At 57.2% G+C, this 23,490-nt stretch carries 21 protein-coding genes; 10 read left to right on the top strand and 11 right to left on the bottom strand.

From position 1 onward, the window contains the following. Positions 1–190 precede the first annotated feature (190 nt). Genes GS636_RS11090 through GS636_RS11080 form a run of 3 tightly spaced genes read right to left on the bottom strand, consistent with a single transcriptional unit; the run spans position 191 to position 4,745 of the window. Positions 191–3,232, bottom strand: a complete 3,042-nt coding sequence (locus tag GS636_RS11090) for an efflux RND transporter permease subunit (protein WP_171669493.1) — start codon at positions 3,230–3,232, stop codon at positions 191–193. An 11-nt stretch (positions 3,233–3,243) separates the two neighbouring features. Further along, complete coding sequence (locus GS636_RS11085; protein WP_171669492.1) at positions 3,244–4,281, bottom strand: efflux RND transporter periplasmic adaptor subunit; 1,038 nt, start codon at positions 4,279–4,281, stop codon at positions 3,244–3,246. Further along, entirely contained in the window at positions 4,278–4,745 is a 468-nt protein-coding gene (locus GS636_RS11080; protein WP_171091646.1) for a MarR family winged helix-turn-helix transcriptional regulator, read from the bottom strand. Before GS636_RS11080 ends, GS636_RS11085 begins: the two co-directional genes overlap by 4 nt. A 159-nt stretch (positions 4,746–4,904) precedes the next feature. Between GS636_RS11080 and GS636_RS11075 the strand changes: the two genes are divergently transcribed. After that, on the top strand, positions 4,905–6,029 hold the full coding sequence (locus tag GS636_RS11075; protein WP_171669491.1) for a beta-ketoacyl-ACP synthase III: 1,125 nt from the start codon (positions 4,905–4,907) through the stop codon (positions 6,027–6,029). A 7-nt stretch (positions 6,030–6,036) separates the two neighbouring features. On the opposite strand, the gene GS636_RS11070 is transcribed toward GS636_RS11075, so the two are convergent. After that, a complete protein-coding gene (locus GS636_RS11070; protein ID WP_171669490.1) occupies positions 6,037–7,839 on the bottom strand; it encodes a hypothetical protein in 1,803 nt (600 codons plus the stop codon). A 178-nt stretch (positions 7,840–8,017) separates the two neighbouring features. After that, positions 8,018–8,479: a hypothetical protein gene (locus GS636_RS11065; protein WP_171091651.1), complete on the bottom strand. Its 462-nt coding sequence runs from the start codon at positions 8,477–8,479 to the stop codon at positions 8,018–8,020. Positions 8,480–8,833: 354 nt separating this feature from the next. On the opposite strand from GS636_RS11065, the gene GS636_RS11060 reads away from it, so the two are divergent. After that, positions 8,834–9,412 (top strand): thymidine kinase, encoded by a 579-nt coding sequence (locus tag GS636_RS11060; protein ID WP_171091653.1) that lies wholly within the window; start codon positions 8,834–8,836, stop codon positions 9,410–9,412. Here GS636_RS11060 and GS636_RS11055 read toward each other — a convergent pair. From GS636_RS11055 to GS636_RS11035, 5 genes are all read right to left on the bottom strand, one after another. After that, positions 9,409–10,359 carry a D-glycerate dehydrogenase gene (locus tag GS636_RS11055; RefSeq protein WP_171669489.1) on the bottom strand — a complete coding sequence of 317 codons (951 nt, stop codon included), beginning with the start codon at positions 10,357–10,359 and terminating at the stop codon, positions 9,409–9,411. The genes GS636_RS11060 and GS636_RS11055 overlap by 4 nt on opposite strands. Further along, positions 10,359–10,697: a tRNA-binding protein gene (locus GS636_RS11050; protein ID WP_171091657.1), complete on the bottom strand. Its 339-nt coding sequence runs from the start codon at positions 10,695–10,697 to the stop codon at positions 10,359–10,361. Before GS636_RS11050 ends, GS636_RS11055 begins: the two co-directional genes overlap by 1 nt. Continuing rightward, complete coding sequence (gene proC / locus GS636_RS11045; protein WP_171669488.1) at positions 10,690–11,505, bottom strand: pyrroline-5-carboxylate reductase; 816 nt, start codon at positions 11,503–11,505, stop codon at positions 10,690–10,692. Before proC ends, GS636_RS11050 begins: the two co-directional genes overlap by 8 nt. 39 nt (positions 11,506–11,544) lie before the next feature. Beyond that, the gene (locus tag GS636_RS11040; protein WP_171091662.1) at positions 11,545–12,045 is read right to left on the bottom strand and encodes a YbjN domain-containing protein; all 501 of its coding nucleotides are present in this window, start codon (positions 12,043–12,045) and stop codon (positions 11,545–11,547) included. Between the two features lie 321 nt (positions 12,046–12,366). Then, positions 12,367–12,615 (bottom strand): accessory factor UbiK family protein, encoded by a 249-nt coding sequence (locus tag GS636_RS11035; protein WP_171669487.1) that lies wholly within the window; start codon positions 12,613–12,615, stop codon positions 12,367–12,369. 97 nt (positions 12,616–12,712) lie between these two features. Here GS636_RS11035 and lgt point away from each other — a divergent pair, with 97 nt between their 5' ends. The 4 genes from lgt (at position 12,713) to GS636_RS11015 (ending at position 16,935) form a co-directional block, all read left to right on the top strand. Then, positions 12,713–13,600: a prolipoprotein diacylglyceryl transferase gene (lgt, locus tag GS636_RS11030; protein WP_171669486.1), complete on the top strand. Its 888-nt coding sequence runs from the start codon at positions 12,713–12,715 to the stop codon at positions 13,598–13,600. Continuing rightward, the gene (locus GS636_RS11025) at positions 13,597–14,664 is read left to right on the top strand and encodes a class I SAM-dependent methyltransferase (RefSeq protein WP_171669485.1); all 1,068 of its coding nucleotides are present in this window, start codon (positions 13,597–13,599) and stop codon (positions 14,662–14,664) included. Before lgt ends, GS636_RS11025 begins: the two co-directional genes overlap by 4 nt. Then, a complete protein-coding gene (gene pgeF, locus GS636_RS11020; protein ID WP_171669484.1) occupies positions 14,661–15,419 on the top strand; it encodes a peptidoglycan editing factor PgeF in 759 nt (252 codons plus the stop codon). Before GS636_RS11025 ends, pgeF begins: the two co-directional genes overlap by 4 nt. A 733-nt stretch (positions 15,420–16,152) precedes the next feature. Then, positions 16,153–16,935 (top strand): Hint domain-containing protein, encoded by a 783-nt coding sequence (locus tag GS636_RS11015; protein WP_171091671.1) that lies wholly within the window; start codon positions 16,153–16,155, stop codon positions 16,933–16,935. 119 nt (positions 16,936–17,054) lie between these two features. Here the strand turns inward: GS636_RS11015 and GS636_RS11010 are convergent, their stop codons facing one another. Further along, a complete protein-coding gene (locus GS636_RS11010; protein WP_171091673.1) occupies positions 17,055–17,555 on the bottom strand; it encodes an Lrp/AsnC family transcriptional regulator in 501 nt (166 codons plus the stop codon). 217 nt (positions 17,556–17,772) lie between these two features. Between GS636_RS11010 and trxB the strand changes: the two genes are divergently transcribed. From trxB to GS636_RS10990, 4 genes are all read left to right on the top strand, one after another. Next, positions 17,773–18,714 carry a thioredoxin-disulfide reductase gene (gene trxB, locus GS636_RS11005; protein ID WP_171091675.1) on the top strand — a complete coding sequence of 314 codons (942 nt, stop codon included), beginning with the start codon at positions 17,773–17,775 and terminating at the stop codon, positions 18,712–18,714. 109 nt (positions 18,715–18,823) lie between these two features. Beyond that, positions 18,824–20,515 carry an adenylate/guanylate cyclase domain-containing protein gene (locus tag GS636_RS11000; protein WP_171669483.1) on the top strand — a complete coding sequence of 564 codons (1,692 nt, stop codon included), beginning with the start codon at positions 18,824–18,826 and terminating at the stop codon, positions 20,513–20,515. 196 nt (positions 20,516–20,711) lie between these two features. Then, positions 20,712–22,430 carry a bifunctional sulfate adenylyltransferase/adenylylsulfate kinase gene (locus GS636_RS10995; protein ID WP_171669482.1) on the top strand — a complete coding sequence of 573 codons (1,719 nt, stop codon included), beginning with the start codon at positions 20,712–20,714 and terminating at the stop codon, positions 22,428–22,430. A gap of 117 nt (positions 22,431–22,547) precedes the next feature. Beyond that, entirely contained in the window at positions 22,548–23,402 is an 855-nt protein-coding gene (locus tag GS636_RS10990; protein WP_171669481.1) for a hypothetical protein, read from the top strand. The last annotated feature ends 88 nt before the right edge of the window (positions 23,403–23,490 follow it).

Genomic DNA, 23,490 nt, shown 5'->3' with positions numbered 1-23,490 from the left:
TAAAGATACGCGCCCGTTGACCCAAAATCAGCGGGCGCGCATTTTTTGCAGAACTCAGGAGTACGAATAATGCGCACAATTCTGGTTCTCGCTGCACTCACAATTCTGGCCGCCTGTGATGTGCCGTTTGTTCCATTAATTTGATGCAACCGGGTCTGGGAGTTTAGCCGGACCCGGTTGCACCTAGACTTCAAGCTGCGTGCGCCTCGCGTCTTTCATCCCGCTTGAAAAACAGCAGGTAAAAGACGGGTGCTGCGACCATTGTCAGAATGGTGGCGAATGCCAGCCCGCCCATGATCGTCACGGCCATCGAAACGAAGAACGCATCGGTCAGCAATGGTGCCATACCCAGAATGGTCGTGATTGCCGCCAGCATCACAGGACGCAAACGAGAGACCGAAGCTTCGACAATGGACTCACGCAGAGGTTTGCCAGTGGCGCGGACAAGGTCGATCTCTTCGACCAGAACGATGCCGTTTTTGATCAACATACCTGACAGGCTGAGCAGACCCAGCAGCGCGGTGAACGTGAACGGCAGCCCTGTTCCCAGCAGGCCGATGACCACGCCGTTCACTGACATCGGCACCAGCAGCCAGATGATGATCGGCTGACGGATCGCATTGAACAGCAGGACCGAGATCAGCACCATGATCAGCAGGCTCAGCGGCAATTGCTTGCCCAAGCTTTCCTGCGCATCGCGCGAGTCTTCGAACTCTCCACCCCACTCCATCTTGTAGCCCGGGGGCAGTTCGATGGCTTCGATGGCGTCGCGAACTTCGGCATGGACCTGTGCCGCCGTCAGATCGGGCGGAATGTCTGCTCCGACGGTGATCGTCAGAACACGGTCGCGGCGGTGAACAAGTGTGTTGAGCGACTTGTACTCGAACCCATCAACCATCTGTTCGATTGGGACAAACCGCTCGGTCTGATCCGAATAAACCACCTGATCGACAATCGAATAATCGCCATCGGCTGGGCGGCGCAGAATGATCGGGATCTGACGATCACGTTCGCGCAGCACGCCACCGGTGATGCCGTCGGTCGAGAATTGCAGTGTCGCGGCGATGTCTTCACGCGTGACGCCGGCAGTTTGCGCACGTTCGGTGGCATAGATCGGTTGTACTGCCAGCTCCTGTTCACGCCAGTCGTGATGGACAAGCAGCGCGTTCGGCGATGCTGCAGCCATACGCTGCACCGCCTCGTCCGCAAGCTGACGCAACACAACCGGATCACTCCCCGAGAACCGAGCCTGGATCGGATCACCGCCGCCAGGACCAAAGATCAGACGTTTGGTTCCAAACTCACCTTCGGGAAACTGAACAGATCCGAACGCCTCAAGATCCGCCTGCAAAGCCGGTATGTCTTCAAGGCTTTCGGTGCGGATAATCATGTGTCCGTAGCTTGGGTTCGGCTTTTCTGCCGAATAGGTCAGCATGAATCGCGTTGCACCCTGCCCCACGAAAGTTGTGACCGAAACCACATCCTCACGTTCGGCCAGCCAGTCCTCGAACACCGCCATGTCCTGCGCCGTACGTGCAATCGGCGTGCCTTGCGGCAGTTTGTAATGCACAAAGAACAAAGGCGTGTTCGAATTGGGGAAGAACTGCTGCTTCATAAGTCCAAACCCGGCGTAGCACGCAACAGTCACGGCAATGAGGCCCGCAACGACCAGCCACCGGAACCGCAGTGCAAAATGCAAGATCGCGCCATAGATGCGGAACAGTATGCCTCCGTAGGCGTCGATCTCACCTTCTTTGCCTTGCTTGAAGAAGTAGTGGCCCAACAACGGCGTGACGGTGATGGCCAACACCCAGCTCAGCAGCAAAGAAATACCGATCACCGCAAACAACGAGAACAGGAACTCACCTGTTGCATCAGGGCTGAGACCGATGCCTGCAAAGGCCATGATACCGATTACGGTGGCCCCCAGCAGCGGGATTTGAGTTTTCGAAGCCACATCTTCGGCGGCATCGCGCGAGGACTTGCCGCGCAACATCGCGATCTGCATCCCCTCGGCTACCACGATAGCGTTGTCCACCAACATCCCCATGGCAATAATCAGGGCCCCAAGCGAAATTCGCTCCATCTCGATCGAGAATAACGACATGAACAGGAGCGTACCAACCACGGTAAGCAGCAGGGTCGAGCCAACTACGATGGCGGCTCGCCACCCCATGAAGATACCCAGTACGGCAACCACAATGGCCACGGACATGGCAAGATTTACAAGAAAGTCGTTCGAAGCCTTCTCGACCACCACGTGCTGCTGATAGATCGGCAAGATATCGACGCCAAAGGGAATGGCCGTGTTCAGGTCTTCGAATTTGGCATCAACCCGTTTGCCCACTTCAACGATATTTTCCGTGGACAGCCCGGCGATGCCAAGTGTGAAGGCTTCTGTCCCATTGTATCTTATCATGATGTCGGGGTCGTTCTGGCGGGCACGATAGACGTTGGACATGTCGAACAGGTTGATCACCTGCCCCTGCGAGCCAACCGAAAGACCTGCGATGGCTGATACGCTGTCCGAGCCTTCTGCGGTCAGTATGGTTGTCCTGTCGCTGTCCGAACGCAATGAACCCGAGGAGTTCACCGAATCCGCATTGGCGATGGCTTCGTTGATCGCCTGAAGCGGAACGTTCTGGTTGACCGAGATCGCCAAATCCGGTTCCACAAAGATGGCCTCGTTCGGCAGACCCTGCACCTCAACGTCCGCCACACCGTTTACGGCCAACAGCTCGCGCCGAAGGAATGTTGCCAGCTCATGTTTCTCAGCGTCGGAAAACCCTTCGGCAGTGACGGCGTAGAACAGGCCAAACACGTCGCCGAAACCATCATTTACGTAAGGTTGGCCAACACCGGAAGGCAGCCCACGCGCGGCATCGCGCACCTTGGCCCTGAGCCGGGTCCAGATGTCGGGCAATTCGCTTCCATCGTAAGTTGATTTGATCTCAACCTCGATCAGAGACTGTCCGGGCTGGTTGACCGAGGTGATAACGTCAACTTCACCCATCTGCTGAATGGCAGATTCAAGCGGCTCGGATACCTCAAGCGCCACCTGCTCCGCCGTAGCGCCAGGGTATTGTGTTACGATAACCGCGTTTTTGATTGTGAAGGCCGGGTCTTCTAACCGGCCCAAGGACAGGAAACCCCAGATGCCGCCAAACAGGGCAATGAGGATGATCAGCCAAGTATACAGAGGCCGATCAATTGAGCCACGAGCGATGTTCATCCGTCAGCCCCTTAATTCGCAAAACCTGTAAACCGGCGCACCGCTTGGCCGTCGGTCAACACAGCACCTCCGGCGACGACAACTTCGTCACCATCAGAAAGTCCAGTTAGAACCCGTATATCGCCGGTTTGCGTGGGTTCGATGGTCACAGGTACACGGCGAACGAAGCCTTCATCAGCGCCGGTCGGCGAGAACACCATGACGCTCAGCTCACCGGTGGCATCAACGACAATAGCCGTTGCCGGGACGACAATACCTTTACGTTCGTCCTTTACATGAACGTTTACGGTGACCGACGAGCCAGGGAGGATCTGCAGGCCCTCGGGTGGTGTCAGGCCGAACTGGATGCGGAAAGTCTGTCCGACGCTCGAGGTTTCCGCGTCGAATTCGCGAATCTCCAGCGGGAAGACCTCTTCACTAACCGGGAACTTTGCGGTGATCGCGATGTCTTCGTTCTGGTTCGAGCGTTGGAACAAGATTTCAGGAACGTCTACCTCGATACGCAATTCGGACATGTCGTGAATGCGAACGATGGGGGAACCCGACGAGACGGTGGTGAAGGCCTCGACCGCACGGCTGGAGACCAGCGCATCAAAAGGTGCGGTCAGTGTCGCATGTTCCAGATCATATTCCGCATCGCGCAGGGCAATCGCAGCCAATTGCGCCTCGGTCTCAGCATCATCGACGGCCACCTGGCTAGCCGCTGTACCCCGCAGACGTGAGAGGCGCGCAACGGTGCGATCTGCCTGTTCCTTTTGTAACCGCGCCCGATTCAGACGCAGTTCAAACGGTTCCTGATCCAAACGTGCGATCAGGCCGTCTTTCGGGATCACGAACCCTTCGTTGACAGGCATCTCGACGATCTGGCCTGCAACCTGAAAGGCCAGATCGACGGTTTGACGTGCGGCGACGCGACCAAAGAACTGGCGGGTAAAGCCCGGCGCCGTTTCGTGCACCTGCATAAGCTTTACTGGTTTCGGAGTGTCTTGCGCGGCAATGGGGCTTGCCAGAACGGCCAGAGCAAGGCCGATAGAGGTCAGGAGTTTCATTTCTTCAATCCCTCGGGAATTCCCGTTTTCAAAACGTTGTCACGGATCTTGCGCGCCAGGCGCGCGAATTCGGCAGTTTCTTCTTTGTTCAGACCAGAGGCTCTGTGGAAAAGTCCTCCGGCCTCATTGACCAGCATGTTGCGCGCCTCTTCACCTTTTTCGGTCAGCACCAAAAGCCAGGCCCGGCGGTCTTCGGGGTCGCGTTCGCGGGTCAGATAGCCAGCCTTTTCCAAAGCGTCGGCTGTGGCAGTGATCGTGGACGGGACGCTCAGCATATCGGCGGCCAGCACCCCCATGCGTTTCGGCTGATCCAGTTTGATCAACATGTGACATTCTGGATGGCTCAGATCTGTTTCGATACAGTCAAAGGTTTCTTCAAGCTTCCAGTATAGGGCATACACCCCCATGATCGCCTGAATCTCGGGGCTGAGGCGATTTAGCCGGACGCTGGTGTCATCTTGCATAAGTAGTCTCCGCGCGAGTCTGGGGGCCATATACTTCGAATTCTGAACTATTCAAGATATGAAGTTAGACTTGTGAACACATTCCCTTAAGTCAACATACCTTGATCAAATCACACCATGACTGCATTTTGGGCAGATCCGAAACATTCAGGGCTCGCCATGTATACCCCCGCCATCACCGGTACCGGTGTCTTTACGCCTCAGAACGTCATCACCAATGCCGAACTGGTCCAAGCGTTCAACGCCTATGCCGACAAACAAAACGAAAAGAACGCCGAGGCCATCGCGGCCGGTCAGATCGAGCCGATGCAGCATTCCTCGGAAGAGTTCATCGTCAAGGCATCGGGGATCGAGAATCGTTTTGTGATGGACAAGGCTGGTGTGCTGGACCCCGACGTCATGCATCCAGCCCTGCGCCAACGTAGCGATGAAGAACCCGGGATTATGACCGAGATGGCGGTTGATGCCTGCAAGAAAGCGCTGGCGCAAGCCGGGCGTACGGCCGCGGATGTCGACCTGGTGATTTGCGCCGCCTCAAACCACGAGCGTGCCTATCCAGCGATAGCAATCGAAATACAGCAGGAACTGGGCATCGATGGTTTCGGCTTTGACATGAATGTCGCCTGTTCTTCGGCAACGTTCGGCATACAGGCAGCGGCGGACATGGTGCGGTCCGGATCGGTGCGCGCGGCGCTGGTGGTCAATCCCGAAATCTGTTCGGGCCATCTGGAGTGGCGGGACAGAGACTGTCACTTCATCTTTGGCGACGTGGCGACGGCGACCCTGATCGAACGGATTGATGAGGCCAAAGGCCCGCATTTCGAAATCCTGTCAACGCGCTGCGCGACTGCGTTTTCGAACAATATCCGCAACAACAACGGATTCCTGCGCCGCTCGCGTCCGGATGGGATGATTGATCGACGCGACATGCAATTCATGCAAAACGGTCGAAAAGTGTTCAAGGAAGTGCTGCCGATGGTCAGCAAACACATCAGTGATCACATGGAAGCAGAAGGGGTCGGGAACACCGACCTGAAACGCCTTTGGTTGCATCAGGCGAACAAAACCATGAACGATTTCATCGGTAAAAAGGTTCTGGGCCGCACGCCAGAGGCGGATGAACAACCCAACATCCTTCAGGATTATGCCAACACCTCATCCGCTGGGTCGATCATCGCATTTTCGAAGTATTCGGATGACCTGCAAGAGGGCGATCTGGGTTTGATCTGTTCTTTCGGGGCCGGGTATTCGGTGGGCTCGGTGATTGTAAAGCGCCACGCCTGAACAACGCCTAATTTTCGGCCGTCACCTTGAAAATCTGGAACGCAGCGCCGGGTGCGCCCTGAATACTGCTGAGGTAATCAGGCACCTCGCCTTCGACCAGCCGAGTTTGTAGGCCACGCCCTTCCGACGCCCATGCCCAGAACTCAGCCCTTGGCGCTGACGTGCAGAGCATAACGAAGTCGACACCCAGCTCAGCCAAGCGCGGCGCGGCTTGCGAGGCTTCGACCCGGAACAGGTCAATTTGCGCCAGAATTCCGGCCTGATTCCGATGGTAGTTTCCGCCCAGAACCGAATGGTCCGTAAATCGCAACACATGCGCGGCGAAGTCGAAATCAACCAGAATCATGCCGCTGGGCAGACTTTGCAAAGCGGCGTAAGCTTGAGGTGTGCGGCAAGAGGCACCTGTTTCTGACGTATCCTGCCCAACAGCGGCGGTCGAAGCGGTGAACGAGGGTCGCGAAAGCGCGCCGATCTGTTTTTCCAAACTGATGCCGACTTTGGGCGAGGCGCAGATTACAAACGCCACCATCGCCAGACCGGCAGCCATTCGGCGATCCCGTGCGTAAGACACATAAAGCACGCGGAGAATCTGTGCCTGAACCGCAACAAGCGAAACGCTCAGGAAGGTCATCATTCGGCTCTGGTAGAGGAACACAACGAATCCGGCAGCAATCAAGGCCAGAAACAAGGTGTAGTCCAATCTGGCCTGCGATCTTAAAGCGAAGGCAAGTGCCGCGCCCATCGAAAGAATGGACATGGCGATCAAAGCCACGGCTTCACCTCTGTGTCGCTCGAGCACGACTGAGATATTCTGAGCCTCAGCCACCTGGCTCAACCAGTAATCCCGCATGTCTTGGGGCAGAGCGTCGATTGGATTGCTGAGACAATGGGGGGCAAACGCAAACGCAACGGCAAGTGTCACCACAGCAAGCGTCATGCAGGCCCCGAACCGACCCGGAACCGACCAGCCAGAGCCGATCCAGGCCGCAGCCAATAGTCCAAGCGCGGCAACACTTGCGGGCAAGGCCACGCTCAGGGTCAGTGCGTCACAGCTCGGGTAGAAAAACCCTTCTCGACCGGTTGTGGCAAAGCTGGTCAGCACAAGTGTCGCTGTCAACGCAGTCGCGAAGGTCATTGTGCGCTGACGAGAAGAGGCACCATTGGCAATCCAGTCGATGGCGCAGAAAACAGCGACAAGGGCGACCTGAAGGATCGACTCGGTACCGACGGACACTGAAAGCCCCAGGCAAACGCCTAGCAGCCCTGCCGCGTAAGACCTGTCTTTTCGCAGAACAAAAAACGCAAGCGCCGCTGCAAAAAGAAGGATCTGAAGATTGTGGTGATCGAACGAGAAATAATCGAACTTGCGAGAGTGTTCGAGTGTCAGAACTCCGATAACCAAAGCCGAGATAGCGCCCTCACGTCCACCCAACACACCGCCTGTTACTGCAAAAGCCCAAAGGGTTAGCGAGGCCAACAGCGCAGGCCAAGCAAAGGCCGTGATCTGAAAGGCGATTTCCGGAGCAATGAACGCGCTCAGCACACTATAGAGCCCGGCAATCGGGGCATCGACCAAACGCGACCAATGCATCAAGGTGCCGTCGTCGGGTCCCAACCGATGCTGATAGGGGTCAAACCAGCCCTGCCCCGCCAAAAGGTCGCGCACACCAACCCAACGCATCACATCGTCAGACCCTTCGTAGTGGCCGCTGAGCGTCATTAGGACCACCAGCATCGCAAAGGCGCACAGGAAAGCCCACCGAACCACCGGGTCGGCGCAACTGCTATAACGCTTTTGCAATGTCTGCATGCTTTTTGATCCTCGACAGCACTGTCTGCGCCAGACTTCTATCGCATGGGCGTGACTGAATTGAGGCACGCTGCACCATGTGGGACCATGTTTTGACCGAAAATCAGTGTCACGCCATGATGCCAAAGCAACCGGCGGTTTTCAGCCAGTGCGCGAGAACTCACCTAAGACGATAGGCTCAGCTGACGCTTTCTTCTTCGAGATGCAGCTTCATCTCGATCAGGACCTGTTGCAACAGACTGGTTTCTTTCAGCAGCCGTTTGGCCTCGTTCACGGTAATTATTCCGTCTTCGATAGCAGCCTGATATTCTGTCATCAGCATCGCAAACCGCTGGCTGAGCGCGATCACGTCCGAATTTACACCACCTGTGCGTGGTTCGTCCGAGTTGCGATCACCATATGAAAGAGTGATGTTCTTCAGGTCAGCCAAAGCAGATGTCACATGCGGATAAGACGCTGCATTTTCAAGGCGAGCCACTGCATCCACAGGCATGAATCTGTCCGCATGTTCAGCATTGTCGGAGTAATATCGCCCTAATGTGGCCTTCGATTTCCCCGTAATTTCACATGCGGCCTCGATTCCGACGTCCTTGACCAATGCTTCAGTGTGCTTCTTCAGATAGGCCCCGATATCTGCCATTTTTTTACCTTTGTTACCTGCAAACGCCCGCCCGATGTCCAAACGGGGGAAAGCGTCGGGAAATTTCCCATAACTGAGTCATAATTGAAATGTCATACATTGACTATCCCTCAGATAAGCGGGGGATTTTGTGAGTGAGTGGCGGCAGTTCAAGCCGGTAATGAGTGATTGCGAGGTGGTATTGTTTGGCCTCGCTGCGTTTTGGCCACATGTTGGCCGACGGCGTCGCTGTTGCAGATGCGGGGGTTCCATCCCCTAGAGCGTAGCTCGGCCTCTGCAGAAACAACGGCGACGTCGCTCCATCAAATTGATTGCTGTCTTGTTCCTTTCCACCAAGCGATTTAGACCCGCGCCATGGCAAAGCTGTATTTCAACTATTCGACCATGAACGCGGGCAAATCGACCGTGTTGCTGCAAGCCTCGCACAACTATCGCGAGCGCGGGATGCAGACCTATCTGATGACTGCTGCTATTGACGGGCGTGCGGGTGCCGGTCGGATAGCCTCGCGTATCGGCATCTCGGAGCAAGCCGACACCTTCACTCCTGACGACGATGTATTCACTATGATTCAGAATCGCCTGAACAAAGGCGAGGTGGCGTGCGTGTTCATCGACGAGGCCCAGTTCCTGTCCGAAGAACAGGTCTGGCAGTTGGCACGCGCAGTCGATGATCTGAAAGTGCCAGTTTTGGCCTATGGGTTAAGGGTGGATTTTCAGGGAAAACTGTTCCCCGGATCAGCCGCCTTGCTGGCCCTTGCAGACGAGATGCGCGAGGTGCGCACAATCTGCAAATGCGGCCGTAAGGCCACAATGGTGATTCGTCAGGACGAAAACGGGAATGCCATCACCGAGGGTGCTCAGGTACAGATCGGCGGCAACGAGACCTATGTCTCGCTCTGCCGCAAGCACTGGCGTGAGGCGATGGGCGACTAAACCGGATTGGGCAGCGCCCTGCCTGCGACAAAGGCCGCGATGTTGTCCAGCGCCATGTGCCCCATGTTGCTGCGGACTTCTTCGGTGGCCGTACCCAGATGGGGCAGCAAGGTGACGTTTTCCATATCGCAGAGGGCCTGGGGTACTTTGGGTTCAAACTCGTAGACGTCCAGCCCCGCCCCTGCAATCTGATCGGATTGAAGCGCCGAGATCAGGGCCATTTCGTCCACGACCTCGCCCCGCGCAATGTTGACCAGGATGGCCGAAGCGCGCATCGCTTCAAGGACCTGAGAGTTGACCAGATGGCGAGTGTCGGCCCCGCCAGGAACCGCCAGCACAAGGAAGTCGACCGAGGCGGCCAGAGCCTGCAAATCGGGGATGAACTCTGCCGGAAAGTCCAAGTCCTTTGCGCTGCGGGACTGGTATGCCACCTGCATTCCGAACCCGAAATGACAACGCCGGGCAATGGCCTGCCCGATGCGGCCCATCCCAACAATGCCGACGCGCTTGCCGGTAACGTGATGTCCCAGCATCTGCGTCGGGTGCCACCCCTGCCACTGGCCCGATCGGACCAGCCGCTCGCCTTCGCCTGCGCGACGCGCCGTGGTCAGCAGCAGGGTCATAGCGATATCTGCCGTCGCGTCGGTTACAGCGCCAGGCGTGTTCGTCACCTCGACCCCTTTTGCGCGCGCGGCTTCGACGTCGATATGATTGTAGCCAACGCCGAAATTGGCCAACAGCTTGCAGCGCACTGTACCCGCATCTGCAAAAACCTGCGTTGAAAACAAATCGCCCAGTGTTGGTACAACAACGTCGAATTCCGACAAAGCAGACAGCATTTCCCGCTGCGACAAGGGCAGAGTGTTTTCACGTATCTCTACTTCGAACTCTGTACGGGCGCGGGCCTCGACCGCCGGTGTCATTGGGCGCGTGATCAGCAGTTTCATCAGTGCATCCGTCCGCCAATTGGAACTTTGCCATCCGGTCCGATCAGAACGATCTCACCGTTTTCATCGGGCAGGCCCAGCACCAGAACTTCGGACATGAACTTGCCGATCTGGCGCGGTGGGAAATTCACAACCGCCATGATCTGTTTGCCCACCAGAGCCGACGGTTCGTAATGCGCCGTGATCTGAGCCGAGGTTTTGCGCTCGCCAATTTCGTCACCAAAGTCGATCCACATCTTGATCGCAGGCTTGCGGGCCTCGGGATAGGGTTCGGCGCGGATCACCTCGCCCACACGGATGTCGACCTTGAGAAAGTCGTCGAAAGAAATCTCACTCACGTGACAGCTCCTTGGATCGGTCAGTTGCGGCTTTGACGGCACGGTGCAGCAGGTCAGGGAACCCCTGTTCATCATGCATTAGCACCTCAAGCGCAGCTTGTGTTGTTCCGTTCGGGGAAGTTACGTTGACGCGCAGTTGCGTTGGATCATCCTCAGCCGCCATGGCCAACGCACCGGCCCCCGCGACCGTGGACTTGGCCAGTTTCATCGCCAGTTCTGCAGGCAAACCCTGCGCCTCACCCGCTGCGGCCAGAGTTTCGATCAGGTGGAAAACATAAGCCGGGCCAGAGCCGCTGAGGCCGGTCACGGCATCCATCTGCGCTTCATTGTCCAGACGAACGGTCTCGCCCACCGCCGACAGCAGGCTTTCAGCCAGTGTCAGATCATCTCCTGAGGCTTGGTTGTTGCCGATCAGTGCCGTGATACCCTGGCGGATCGCTGCAGGCGTGTTGGGCATCGCGCGAATGATCGGAGTGTCGTTGCCCAGAACGGTTTCAAATGTGGCAATCGATGTGCCTGCTGCCACCGAAACAAACAGGCTTTTACCACCGCCCAGCGCCTGAATGGCTGGCAATGCCTCGCCCATCATTTGCGGTTTAACGGCGACAAGTACCACAGCGGGCGCTTCGGGCAGTGGGGTGTTGATGTTGACACCCTGCGCTTTCAACCAGTCTGACGGGTACGGATCGATCACCCAAACGGACGCTGGCGGAAGGCCGTGTTCCAGCCATCCCGCCAGCATTGCGGACCCCATCTTTCCGCACCCCAGAAGCACAAGCCCCTGTTCGGCCACACGCGTCATGTCCATTTGCCCCTCCCGCGTTACATATCGGTTTGGGGCAAAGCTTTACGCCCGGCCGTAGGCCTCTGCAATGGCCACTTGCATGGCTTCTTCTGGCTCTCGATTACCCCAAGTCACCAGTTGGATCGCCGGATAATACCGCTCGGCGCTCATGACAGCGGCGGTGATCATCGTGTTGATCTGATCCGCGCTGGCTGTCTGTCCCCCTGCAAGGACCAGCCCATAGCGGTAGACCATCAGCTTTTGGTTTGCCCAATAGGTAAAGGCGCCTGCCCAGCACTGGTCATTCATCTTGTTGAGCAGCTCATAAAGCTGCATTTCACGCTCGGCCGGCGGCTCCATTTCGAACGAGCACACCATGCGCAGCGTTTCGTCATAGTTGGACCAGGCCAGAGTGATCGAATATGTCCGCCACTGGCCTTCGACGGCCATGGCAATCTGATCGTCCCCAATGCGATCAAAATCCCAGTCGTGATGTTCGGCCAGATGTTCAACAATGTCGATCGGATGAATGTCTTCTTCGAGATACTGCTCGGAAAGGGCCATAATGCCACCTCACTAATCTCTAGCATTTTGGGGCTGGCAGCGCCCCAGCGCTAGTTGCCTGCTCTACAAGCCGGGCTTCCCCCGTGGGCCTGTACTAAATATGGTGCGATGTGGCGTGAGTTCTGGCAACCCTATTTCTTGGGGATAACAGCAATAAGTTGTGGACAGTCGGCAACGGCGATCAAAATATTGGCAGTCGCACCAGCTTTGTCTTGATTAAATTCTGCGACGCGCCAAAATACACGTCACCGCACAATCCGGGCTGGATTGCGCGGCTTTAAGCTTTGTCCAGACAATTTGAAAACGGAAAACGCCCGGGCGTTATTTTTCCAGTTTCGCCTCGAGCGCAGCAATACGCGCCTCAAGCGCTGCATTTTCTTCGCGCGCTTTCTGGGCCATGGCGCGGACAGCGTCAAATTCTTCGCGGGTAACGAAATCGCGGTCGGCCAGCCAGCGGTCGATCATCGACTTCATCGCGTTCTCGGCCTCTTCCCGCGCGCCTTGCGCCACGCCCATGGCGTTGGTCATCAGTTGGGACACGTCGTCCAGGATCTTGTTGCGGGTCTGCATGTGTACACTCCGGTCTCACAGTTTATCTGTATATGGGCAAAGAATGGCGCAGGCTCAAGGTTGACTTGCCCTGCAAACCCCGGGCAATGAGACGCACATGCAGGCTGTTCTGAACTTCCCCGATCTGTCGCCCGAATTGTTCTCGATCTCACTGTTCGGGATGGAGTTCGCGTTAAGGTGGTATGCGCTGGCCTATATTGCCGGGATTCTAATCGCCTGGCGACTTGCCGCTGTGGCGCTGCGGCGCCCTGCCCTATGGCCCGCGGATACCCCTCCGATGAAACCGGATCAGCTGGAGGATCTGGTCACCTGGATCATTCTGGGCGTGATTCTGGGTGGCAGGCTTGGCTTTGTGCTGTTTTATCAGCCAGCCTATTACTTATCGAACCCGTTAGAGATTCTGAAAGTCTGGCAAGGCGGCATGGCGTTTCATGGCGGCCTGCTGGGCGTTATCCTCGCGTCCTACATGTTTGCCCGCCGACATCAGATCCCCGCCCTGTCGCTGGGTGATCTGGTCGCCTACACCGTTCCGCCCGGCCTGCTGTTGGGGCGGCTGGCCAACTTCGTCAATGCAGAACTGTGGGGCCGACCAAGTGAGCTACCTTGGGCCGTGATTTTCCCCGGCTTCGCCGCACAGGATTGTCCCGGCGTGGTTGCGGGAATGTGCGCAAGGCACCCGTCACAACTGTATGAAGCCGCGCTTGAGGGCGTGTTGTTGGGCACATTGCTGCTGTGGCTGGTCTATCGCAGAGGGGCCTTTAAAAAACCGGGCATGATCATGGGCCTGTTTCTGGCGGGATATGGCGCGTCGCGTTTTATTGTCGAGTTCTTCCGTCAACCGGATGCTCAGTTCGTGTCACCCGGCAACCCGCTGGGGCTGGCCTGGCATGTGGGCGGCTATGGCCTGACCATGGGTCAAATCCTGTCGCTGCCGATGATCGCGATTGGCCTTTGGTTCGCCCTGCGCGCGCGGCGAGCGACATGACCCTGACCGATCATCTGGTCGCCCGCATCCGGCAGGATGGGCCGATGAGCGTGGCAGACTACATGGCCGAATGCCTGTTGCACCCCACGCTGGGCTATTACACAACCCGCGATCCACTCGGGTCCAAGGGGGATTTCACCACCGCGCCTGAGATCAGTCAGATGTTTGGAGAACTGGTTGGGTTGTCTTTGGCGCAATGCTGGATGGATCAGGGAAAGCCTGCGCCGTTTACCTTATGCGAGCTGGGTCCGGGGCGCGGCACACTTATGGCCGACATTCTACGCGCGACGCGGGGTGTACCCGGGTTCCACGATGCAGCAAGAGTGACACTGGTCGAGGTCTCACCGGCGTTGAAACAGGTGCAGGCCGAGACCCTGAAGGATTACGCGCCGACCTGGATAGACAGCGTCTCAGACCTGCCGGACCAGCCTCTGTTCTTGGTGGCAAACGAGTTCTTTGATGCCCTGCCTATTCGTCAGTTTCTGCGTGATGGCGACGGGTGGAGTGAACGCTTGGTGGGTGAGCGGGACGGCGCGCTGCTGTTTGGGCGGGGCCCAATCGGGCCGCAAGCAGCGTTGAAGGACAGGCTTGCAGACACTATAGACGGTGATCTGATCGAGCTATGTGCGGCAGCGATTCCCATTTTGACCGTGATTGCTGGCCGGATCGCCAGCCATGGTGGTGCGGCTCTGATCGTCGATTATGGCGACTGGCATTCGCTGGGCGACACGTTGCAGGCCCTGCAAAACCACGAACGCACTGAACCTCTGGCGGCACCGGGTCAGGCCGATCTGACTGCACATGTGGATTTTGAGCCTTTGGCCGAAGCAACCCGTGCCTGTGGGTGTCGCCATACACGCGTGACACCTCAGGGCGTGTTTCTGGAGCGGCTTGGAATCACAGCGCGCGCGCAGGCATTGTCCAAGGCGCTGAGCGGTTCTGAGCTGGATGTATTGATTGCCGCGCATCGCCGGTTGACGCACCCGGATGAAATGGGAAATCTGTTCAAAGTGATGGGCCTTTTCCCGGCCTATGCCGCCCCACCGCCAGGACTAGAGCCATGACACTGGAAATTCTGACCTCAGACTTGCTGTCGCCAATGCGTCATGGGTTCTTTTCCCGTCGCGGCGGGGCCTCGTCCGGCATCTTTGGCGGTTTGAATTGCGGCTATGGCTCGTCTGACCAGACTGAGGTCGTGGCGCTGAACCGCAAGCGGGTGGCGGACGCAATGGAGGTTACACCCGAGGCGATGATCGGTGTGCATCAGGTCCATTCTCCGACAGTTCTGACAGTTGAAGGCCCGGTTCAGGGCGAACGGCCCAAGGCGGATGCCATCGTCACCGCGACCCCTGGCCTCGCGTTGACGATTCTCACTGCGGATTGTCAGCCAGTTCTGTTTGCGGACCCAAATGCTCAGGTAATCGGTGCTGCCCATGCGGGCTGGCGCGGTGCGTTGGACGGTGTGTTAGAAGCCACGCTGGATGCCATGGAAGCGCTTGGTGCCAATCGAAACGACATCCGTGCCGTGATCGGCCCCAGCATTTCGCAACGCGCCTATGAAGTGGGCCCCGAATTTCTGGACGCATTCATCGCCGATTCTCCAGAAAACACGCGGTTCTTTGCAAACGGACAGGATGACCGGCTGCAATTCAACCTGCCTTCTTTTGGCCTGCACAGGCTGCGGCAGGCTGGCGTTGGGCAGTCAGAGTGGACCCGACATTGTACCTATTCCGACCCGGATCGGTTCTATTCCTATCGCCGTGCAACGCACAGGAACGAGGCCGATTACGGCAGGCTGATCTCGGTCATAAGATTGTGATTCAGGTCCAGATTTAGGCACCTCGCCACTTTTCCGCCACATTTTTTGTGTTTACCGGACTCAAGATTCGTGACGAGTTTTGCCAGCTATCAGATGGGTATCTGACGTTCGTGTTTTGAACGCTGGCTCGTTGAGTGAAAGGACTGTGCATATTTATTTCTTGTCTGCAAAACATCCCTGTTAAGCCTTATCCGTGCCGCAAATCGCCGTCACAAAAGGTTCATGAAGGATGCGGGAAATACCTTCCCGCGCAATGCAGGACCAGAAACATGAAACCCAAATCCCGCTTTCTCAAGGCCATGGTAGCCGCCACTCGGGACCATAAGCTGGAAATGCCGTGGAAACGGGTATCAAGCCATTCTGCCAGGGTTGCCAGCCGTATTGCGCCCCGGCGGTGAAGCAGGAGAACCCCAAGACCAAGCTGCCGGTCTAAATACGGGGTAAACGTGCAACGGGCAGGCTCCGGCCCGATGTCGCGTAAGTCGTAAGTAAAAATTTACGTCTTTTTTCAGGAGTTTGTGTGTGTGCGGGCAATTGCCGCCCGTGAAGTACGAGTTTGTCTGGGGGGTCAATGTGTTGACCATTGGAAAGCGAGATTTTGTCGTCATGCGGGGCCAGAACGGTCACCGTCCAAGGGTCTTCCATTCGTTTCAAGACAAAGAACCTGTTCGTCAGGTGGGCCTGTACGGGGGTACGCCAGGCCTGTTCGGACATTTGAGGGGACGGAATATTTATGACTATTCCTAATTCATTGGCCCGTGCGGCCAGAAATGCCATCGAAACGTCGGCCATGTTGCGGGAAGCACCGCGACCGGTCGCAAAACCCAAAGCGCAACTGCGCCGCTACGAAGTCAGCAGCCTGCTGCCAAACGGAGACGTGGCTCAAACCCGTCACATCGCACCCGCTCTGCCGATGTTTGAAGACGCCTTTTGCGCCTTTTCGCGCGGATCGCTGGTTGAAACGGAACACGGACCGATTGCGATCGAGGACCTGATGCCAGGCGACACGGTTCTGACGCAGGATGGCAGTTCGCAAACTGTATTGTGGAAGGGGTCTGTCACTCTGATCCCGGGGCGTGAGGATTCACGTGGGCGGACCCGCCCGCTGACTCGGATCATGGCTGACACGTTTGGGATGCAAAAGCCGATGTCGGGCGTAATTGCCGGACCTGCGGCGCGAATCGTCGGGTCTCCGGGGCATTTGCGGCACCTGCATGGGGGTGAACCGATTCTGACACCGGTCTCTGAATTTCAGGATGGGATGGGTGTGATTGAAACAATGCCACCAACACCAGTCGAACTGTTTCACATTTGCCTCAAACGGCATTCCGTTATTCGTGTAGATGGTTTACAGTTCGAGACATATCACCCAGGTGTGAACGCGGTTCGCATGATCAGCCATTCGTTGCGGTCGATTTATTTGAACCTGTTCGCTCACATCGAGTCGCTCAACGATTTTGGTCCGCTGCTGATGCCGCGCGCCGGAGATGGTGAGATCGACGCGATGTCAGCCTGAGTGTGATAATAGGTACTGCATTATGGGGGGCATCATGCAGCTGGTACTAAGTTGGGTTCTATCCCTTGCGGTGGCTGCGATGCTGCCACCAAACACCGCACATCCGAAACGTGTCGGCGTTACGCCATCCGGTTCATACGGTCTTCCAGGACGTCGAACGGCACGCCTGGCTCGTCTTTTGCGCCGCGGATAACCAGCGAAGTCTTGACGCTGGCCACGTTCGGCGTGGTCAGCAGTTCGCCGGTCAAAAACTGCTGGAAACTGCTAAGATCGGGTGCGACGCATTTCAGGATGAAGTCCACTTCGCCATTTAGCATGTGGCATTCCCGAACCAGCGGCCATTCGCGGCAGCGTTCCTCGAACGCGCGCAGTTCGGTTTCGGCCTGGCTGTCCAGCCCGACCATGGCAAACACCTGCACTTCGAATCCAAGCTCACGTGAATTGACCTCGGCATGATAGCCGGTGATATAGCCGGATTCTTCCAGTGTGCGCACCCGGCGCAAGCAAGGTGGAGCCGAGATGCCAACCCTTTTGGCCAGTTCGACATTGGTCATGCGACCGTCTGCCTGCAATTCCGCCAGAATCTTGCGATCAATTTCATCCAGCCGAGTCGTGACCATAAAATGCTCCTGATTTTTGCGGTTCTTATATCAGCCCCCTAAGCGCGCGCAATAATGTTTCGCACATGCGCAATTTTCTTTGTTTTCAAATCGCTCAATTCCTTCCAGTGCAGTGCACAGGGCCATGATCAGGATGGGGGTTTAAGCCGGGTCGGTCGGGCGCTATATCGGGGCAACGGGCTAACGGCCCAATTCAGGCAATTCGAGCGGGGTTAGCATGGCCGACACACGACACACCAAGGTTCTGATCATCGGGTCAGGGCCCGCAGGATACACCGCAGGGGTTTATGCAAGCCGTGCCATGCTGGAGCCCATTTTGGTTCAGGGGATCGAGCCCGGCGGCCAATTAACCACGACTACCGAAGTTGAAAACTGGCCCGGCGATACCGAGGTTCAGGGCCCGGACCTGATGGTGCGCATGCAGGACCATGCAAAGGCGATGGGTTGTGAAGTGATCGGCGACATCATCAGCGATCTGGACCTCAGCCAACGCCCCTTCACCGCCAAAGGCGACAGTGGCACAACATACACCGCAGATGCGGTTATCCTGGCCACTGGCGCGCGCGCCAAATGGCTTGGCCTACCGTCCGAAGAGAAATTCAAAGGCTTTGGGGTATCGGCCTGCGCCACTTGTGACGGGTTCTTCTATCGCGGGCAGGAAATCGTGGTGATCGGCGGCGGCAACACTGCTGTGGAAGAGGCCCTTTTCCTAACCAACTTCGCCAGCAAGGTCACTTTGATCCACCGCCGGGATGAGTTGCGGGCGGAAAAGATCCTGCAAGACCGGCTGATGAAAAACGAAAAGATCGAACCGTTGTGGTTCCACGAGTTGGACGAAGTGATCGGCACTGACGCGCCTTTGGGTGTGGAAGGCGTGCGCGTCAAACATGTCAAAACCGGCGAGATCACAGAGATTCCGTGCAAAGGTGTTTTTGTTGCCATCGGTCACGCCCCGGCGAACGAGCTGGTAAAAGACACGCTGGAAACCCATATGGGCGGCTATGTCGTTACCAAGCCGGGCACTACTGAGACTTCGGTTCCGGGTGTATTCGCGGCAGGTGATCTGACAGACCACGTTTACCGTCAGGCCGTCACTAGTGCCGGTATGGGCTGCATGGCCGCGCTGGATGCCGAACGTTTCCTGGCCGAAAACGAATAATAGCGATCTTTGGTCCTCGACACGGGTTGGGGACCACGCCGTGCCGCCTTGACCCTGTCACAGTGCCGTATCAGGATTGTCGAAAGACAGGCGAAAAACGGGTGAGCTTTTGAACAACGCTCTTTGGCGCGGCGGGTGGGCAACCCGACTTCGGATCGGCAGCGGCCTGATCCTGTTTGTCTTTGCGTTTTTTCACTTCATCAACATCGGCCTGGGCCTGTTTCATACCGATTATCTGCACGGTATGCAGGATGGCCGGAAAGAGGTGACGCGCCACGACGCCATGAGCGTACTTCTCTACGCGGCGCTGTTCGTTCATGCCGGTCTTGCCCTCGTGTCTATCGCGCAGCGCAGGACATTGCGCATGCCATTCAGCACAGCACTTCAAGTCGTGCTGGGCCTGCTGATCCCTTTGCAACTGATCTCGCACATTATTCACACACGGGTCGCGCATGAGGTTTATGACGTCAATGACGAGATGGGATACATTATCATCCTGATGTGGCCCAGCATTGCGGTCTGGATGCAAAGTGCGCTGCTTCTGATCGTCTGGGTGCATGGGTGCATCGGCCTGCATATGTGGCTGCGACTGACCAAATGGTGGTCGCGTTCCGTACCTTATCTGATCGGCGTCGCGGTCTTTGTTCCACTGTTCGCACTGGCTGGCCTGCTGACCGAAGGGCGCCGCATCTGGGCCGATTTTTCTGACGAATTCCTGCGCGAGCAGTATATCGAGCACTATAACTGGCCGTCCCCCGAAGCCTTTCAGACGCTGTTCAGCGTCAAAGACAACGCCCTGATGGCCTTTTGGATGGCTTTGGGCGTAACGGGCCTCGTGTTCATTGGGCGTAAATTATGGCGGCGCAGGCATTCCGTACGTGTCTCCTATGCCCGAGGACCCGAAGTGGTCGCGGAAAAGGGCATGACATTGCTTGAGATTTCCCAAGCCAACGGCGTCCCCCATGCGGCCTTGTGTGGTGGCAAAGGACGCTGCACAACATGCCGTGTCATAGTCGAAGACGGCGGCAACGCGTTGCCGCCACCCAGCGAGGTCGAGGCGCGCAGTCTGGCTGCGGTTGGCGCTTCGCCCCAGACGCGGCTGGCATGCCAGATCCGCCCCACAGAGCCGACCACCGTTTTCCGTGTCTTCCGACCAGATGGAGGACGCATTCGTGGACACGCCAGCCAGGGAGAGGAACGTCAATTGGCGGTTCTGTTTCTGGATATGCGAGGCTTTACCGCCCGCACAACGGGGCAGCTGCCCTATGACATCGTGTTTTTACTGAACCGGTTTTTTGATGCGGTGGTGCCCGCCATTACAGGCGAAGGCGGAATCGTGGATAAATATATGGGCGACGGGCTGCTGGCGGTTTTTGAAAAACGCGATGCGGCAACCTCGGCCCGCGCCGGGTTAAATGCGGCGATCGCGATCAGCCGGGCGCTGGATCTGTTCAACGAACAGCTTGAGGCTGAAGGAAGCCCCGGAATACGCATCGGTATGGGATTGCATCTTGGCGATCTGGTCGTGGGCGAAATCGGCGCGCAAGGCCACGCCGCAAAAACAATCATCGGTGATGCAGTCAATGTGGCCAGCCGCCTGGAAAGCGAAACCAAAGCGCTGGGTGTCGAACTGCTGGTTTCTGACGAATTGCTGCGCGCCGCAGGTGTGGATGTGGCACAAGCAGAGATCAGAGCTTTCGAACTGCGCGGTGTCTCAGAGCCGATTCCCGCCCTGCCAGTGATGCGCGCCTCGCAACTAGAGCCAAACGGACAAAAACAGGAACAGTCATACTCTGCCTAAGGGGATTCATTCCATTCCGAAGAACCGTGTCACACGGCGTGCTTTCAAGTTAGAAATTCCTTCCAATTCGGAAAAAATCAGCGCATATCCTCCTTTGTTTCATTGACGCCGGTGGACTTTGCCCAACAGTCAGTGCAAATGCCCCGAAAACGCCTGATACCCACTGGCTAATCAACACTGCGATAAGAGTATTCCAATGACGATGTTAAGCAATCTGGCCCCGATCCCAGAACTTTATGTGTCCTACGAGTCCGCCCAGAAACTGAAGGTTGAGGCGGCGGATCTGACCAGCCATGACCTGAGCCCACGCCAGATTTGCGATCTGGAACTGCTGATGAATGGCGGGTTCAACCCTCTGAAGGGCTTCCTGACCGAGGCCGACTATGACGGCGTGGTGGAGAATATGCGCCTGGCCGATGGCACGCTCTGGCCAATGCCGATCACGCTGGATGTCAGCGAAGACTTTGCCGACAGCATCCAACTGGGCCAGGACATCGCCCTGCGCGATCAGGAAGGCGTGATCCTTGCCACCATGACCGTGACCGACCGCTGGACGCCGGACAAGGCGCGCGAAGCCGAGAAGGTGTTTGGTGCCGATGACGACGCACACCCGGCAGTCAACTACTTGCACAACGTGGCTGGCAAGGTCTATCTCGGCGGTCCGGTGACGGGCGTTCAGCAGCCCGTTCACTATGACTTCCGCGCCCGCCGCGATACACCGAACGAACTACGCGCTTATTTCCGCAAGCTGGGTTGGCGCCGCATCGTGGCCTTCCAGACCCGCAACCCGCTGCACCGTGCGCATCAGGAACTGACCTTCCGCGCCGCGAAGGAAGCACAGGCCAACCTGCTGATCCACCCTGTGGTCGGCATGACCAAGCCCGGAGACGTGGATCACTTCACCCGCGTGCGGTGTTATGAGGCCGTTCTGGACAAATACCCGGCATCCACCACCTCAATGTCGCTGTTGAACCTGGCGATGCGCATGGCGGGCCCGCGCGAGGCGGTCTGGCACGGTCTGATCCGCGCCAACCACGGTTGCACGCACTTCATCGTCGGGCGCGACCATGCCGGTCCGGGCAAGAATTCAGCCGGGGAAGATTTCTATGGCCCCTATGACGCGCAGGACTTGTTCCGCCAATACCAAGATGAAATTGGCGTCGAGATGGTTGATTTCAAACACATGGTTTATGTGCAGGAACGCGCTCAATACGAGCCGAATGACGAGATTCTCGATAAAGATGATGTCACCATCCTGAACATCAGCGGCACAGAACTGCGCCGCCGTCTGGCCGAGGGTTTGGAAATCCCGGAATGGTTCTCGTTCCCCGAGGTTGTGGCCGAACTGCGCAAAACCAAGCCGCCACGCAGCCAACAGGGCTTTACCGTGTTCTTCACCGGCTTCTCAGGCTCGGGCAAATCGACCATTGCCAACGCGCTCATGGTCAAGCTGATGGAAATGGGTGGCCGTCCCGTGACGCTGCTGGATGGAGACATCGTGCGTAAGAACCTTTCGTCAGAACTGGGTTTCTCGAAAGAGCACCGCGACCTGAACATCCGCCGCATTGGCTATGTGGCAAGTGAGATCACCAAAAACGGTGGTATCGCCATCTGTGCACCGATCGCACCTTATGCGACCACCCGCCGGGCGGTTCGGGAAGAGATCGAACAGTTCGGTGCCTTCTGTGAAGTGCATGTTGCGACCTCGATTGAGGAATGCGAACGCCGTGACCGCAAGGGGCTGTACAAGCTGGCGCGCGAGGGCAAGATCAAAGAGTTCACCGGCATCTCTGACCCCTATGACGTGCCCCAGAACCCAGAGTTGTCCGTCGAGACAGAGAATGTCGACGTTGACAACTGTGCCCATCAGGTGCTGTTGAAACTGGAAAGCATGGGCCTGATCGCTGCAAGCTGACACCAGCGCACCAAGACCTTTCGGCCTCCGGTTTCCGGGGGCCGTTTTTGTTTGTCCTGATTGACAAGCGCTGCACGGGTTGGTGCTGTGTGGCGGGATGCCGGGTAGACACGAACCATGACTCGCACTTTGCCAACCATTGCCAGTTTCTGGTTCGGGTCCGATCTGACCTGGCTTGAGCAGATTTGCATTCAATCCTTTCTGGACCAAGGGCATGCGTTTGTTCTGTATCTCCCGCACGAGACACAAGGCATCCCCGCAGGTGTCCAGACGCGCCCTGCCAGCGACGTCTTCTGGCCCCCGCCCTTTCCCCTGCAACCCGGAGACCGACAGGGCGTAGCCGTATTTTCAGATATCTTCAGATTGCATCTGATTCATCAAAGCGAGGTCATCTGGGTCGATCTCGACGCATATTGCGTGAAAGCCTTCGACTTTGCGTCTGATTGGGTGTTCGCGCGTTCCAAAGCCGACGACTTTCCAACCGGGGTTCTACGCTTGCCCAATAACTCCCAAACGCTTGGGCTGATGCAGGATTTCGTGATGTCGGCAAACCCAACCCAACCATGGCGTGGTCGGCGTGCAAGACGGCATAATCGTGAGCGTATCGCAAACGGTGAAAGTTGGGGTATAGAAAGCCTGCCCTGGGGCAGCTCTGGCCCAAAAGCCTTTGGGCATTTCTTGCGCCAAACCGGTGAAGACAAGTACGCGATGGCGGCCGAGACCCTCTATCCGCTGGCACCTGCCGAGCTTTGGAAGTTGCATGACCCGAACGTGGCGCTGGACGAGATCGAGGGCGAAGTTACGCATTCGGTTCATGTCTACGGTCATCAGAAAAAGCTGTTGGCAACCCAACTGGCCGGACTACCGATACCGGGATCATATCTCGATGCGCTTTGCGCCCGACATGGAATCGACCCTCGGTCCGCGTCGATCAAGCCACTGGACTGGATGCGACCTGCGCCAAGGCGGTAAAGACAGTATAGTGTGCGATTTCACATCGCGGCGTGGCCATGCGCGGCCAGTTCAGCGGAGGTTCTGTTGATCAGACGTTCCGCTCAAA

It is taken from the genome of Ruegeria sp. HKCCD4884, assembly GCF_013110855.1.
GTDB lineage: Bacteria > Pseudomonadota > Alphaproteobacteria > Rhodobacterales > Rhodobacteraceae > Ruegeria.
The sequence above is the reverse complement of the archived record's forward strand: the minus strand, read 5'-3'. Positions and strand labels throughout refer to the sequence as shown.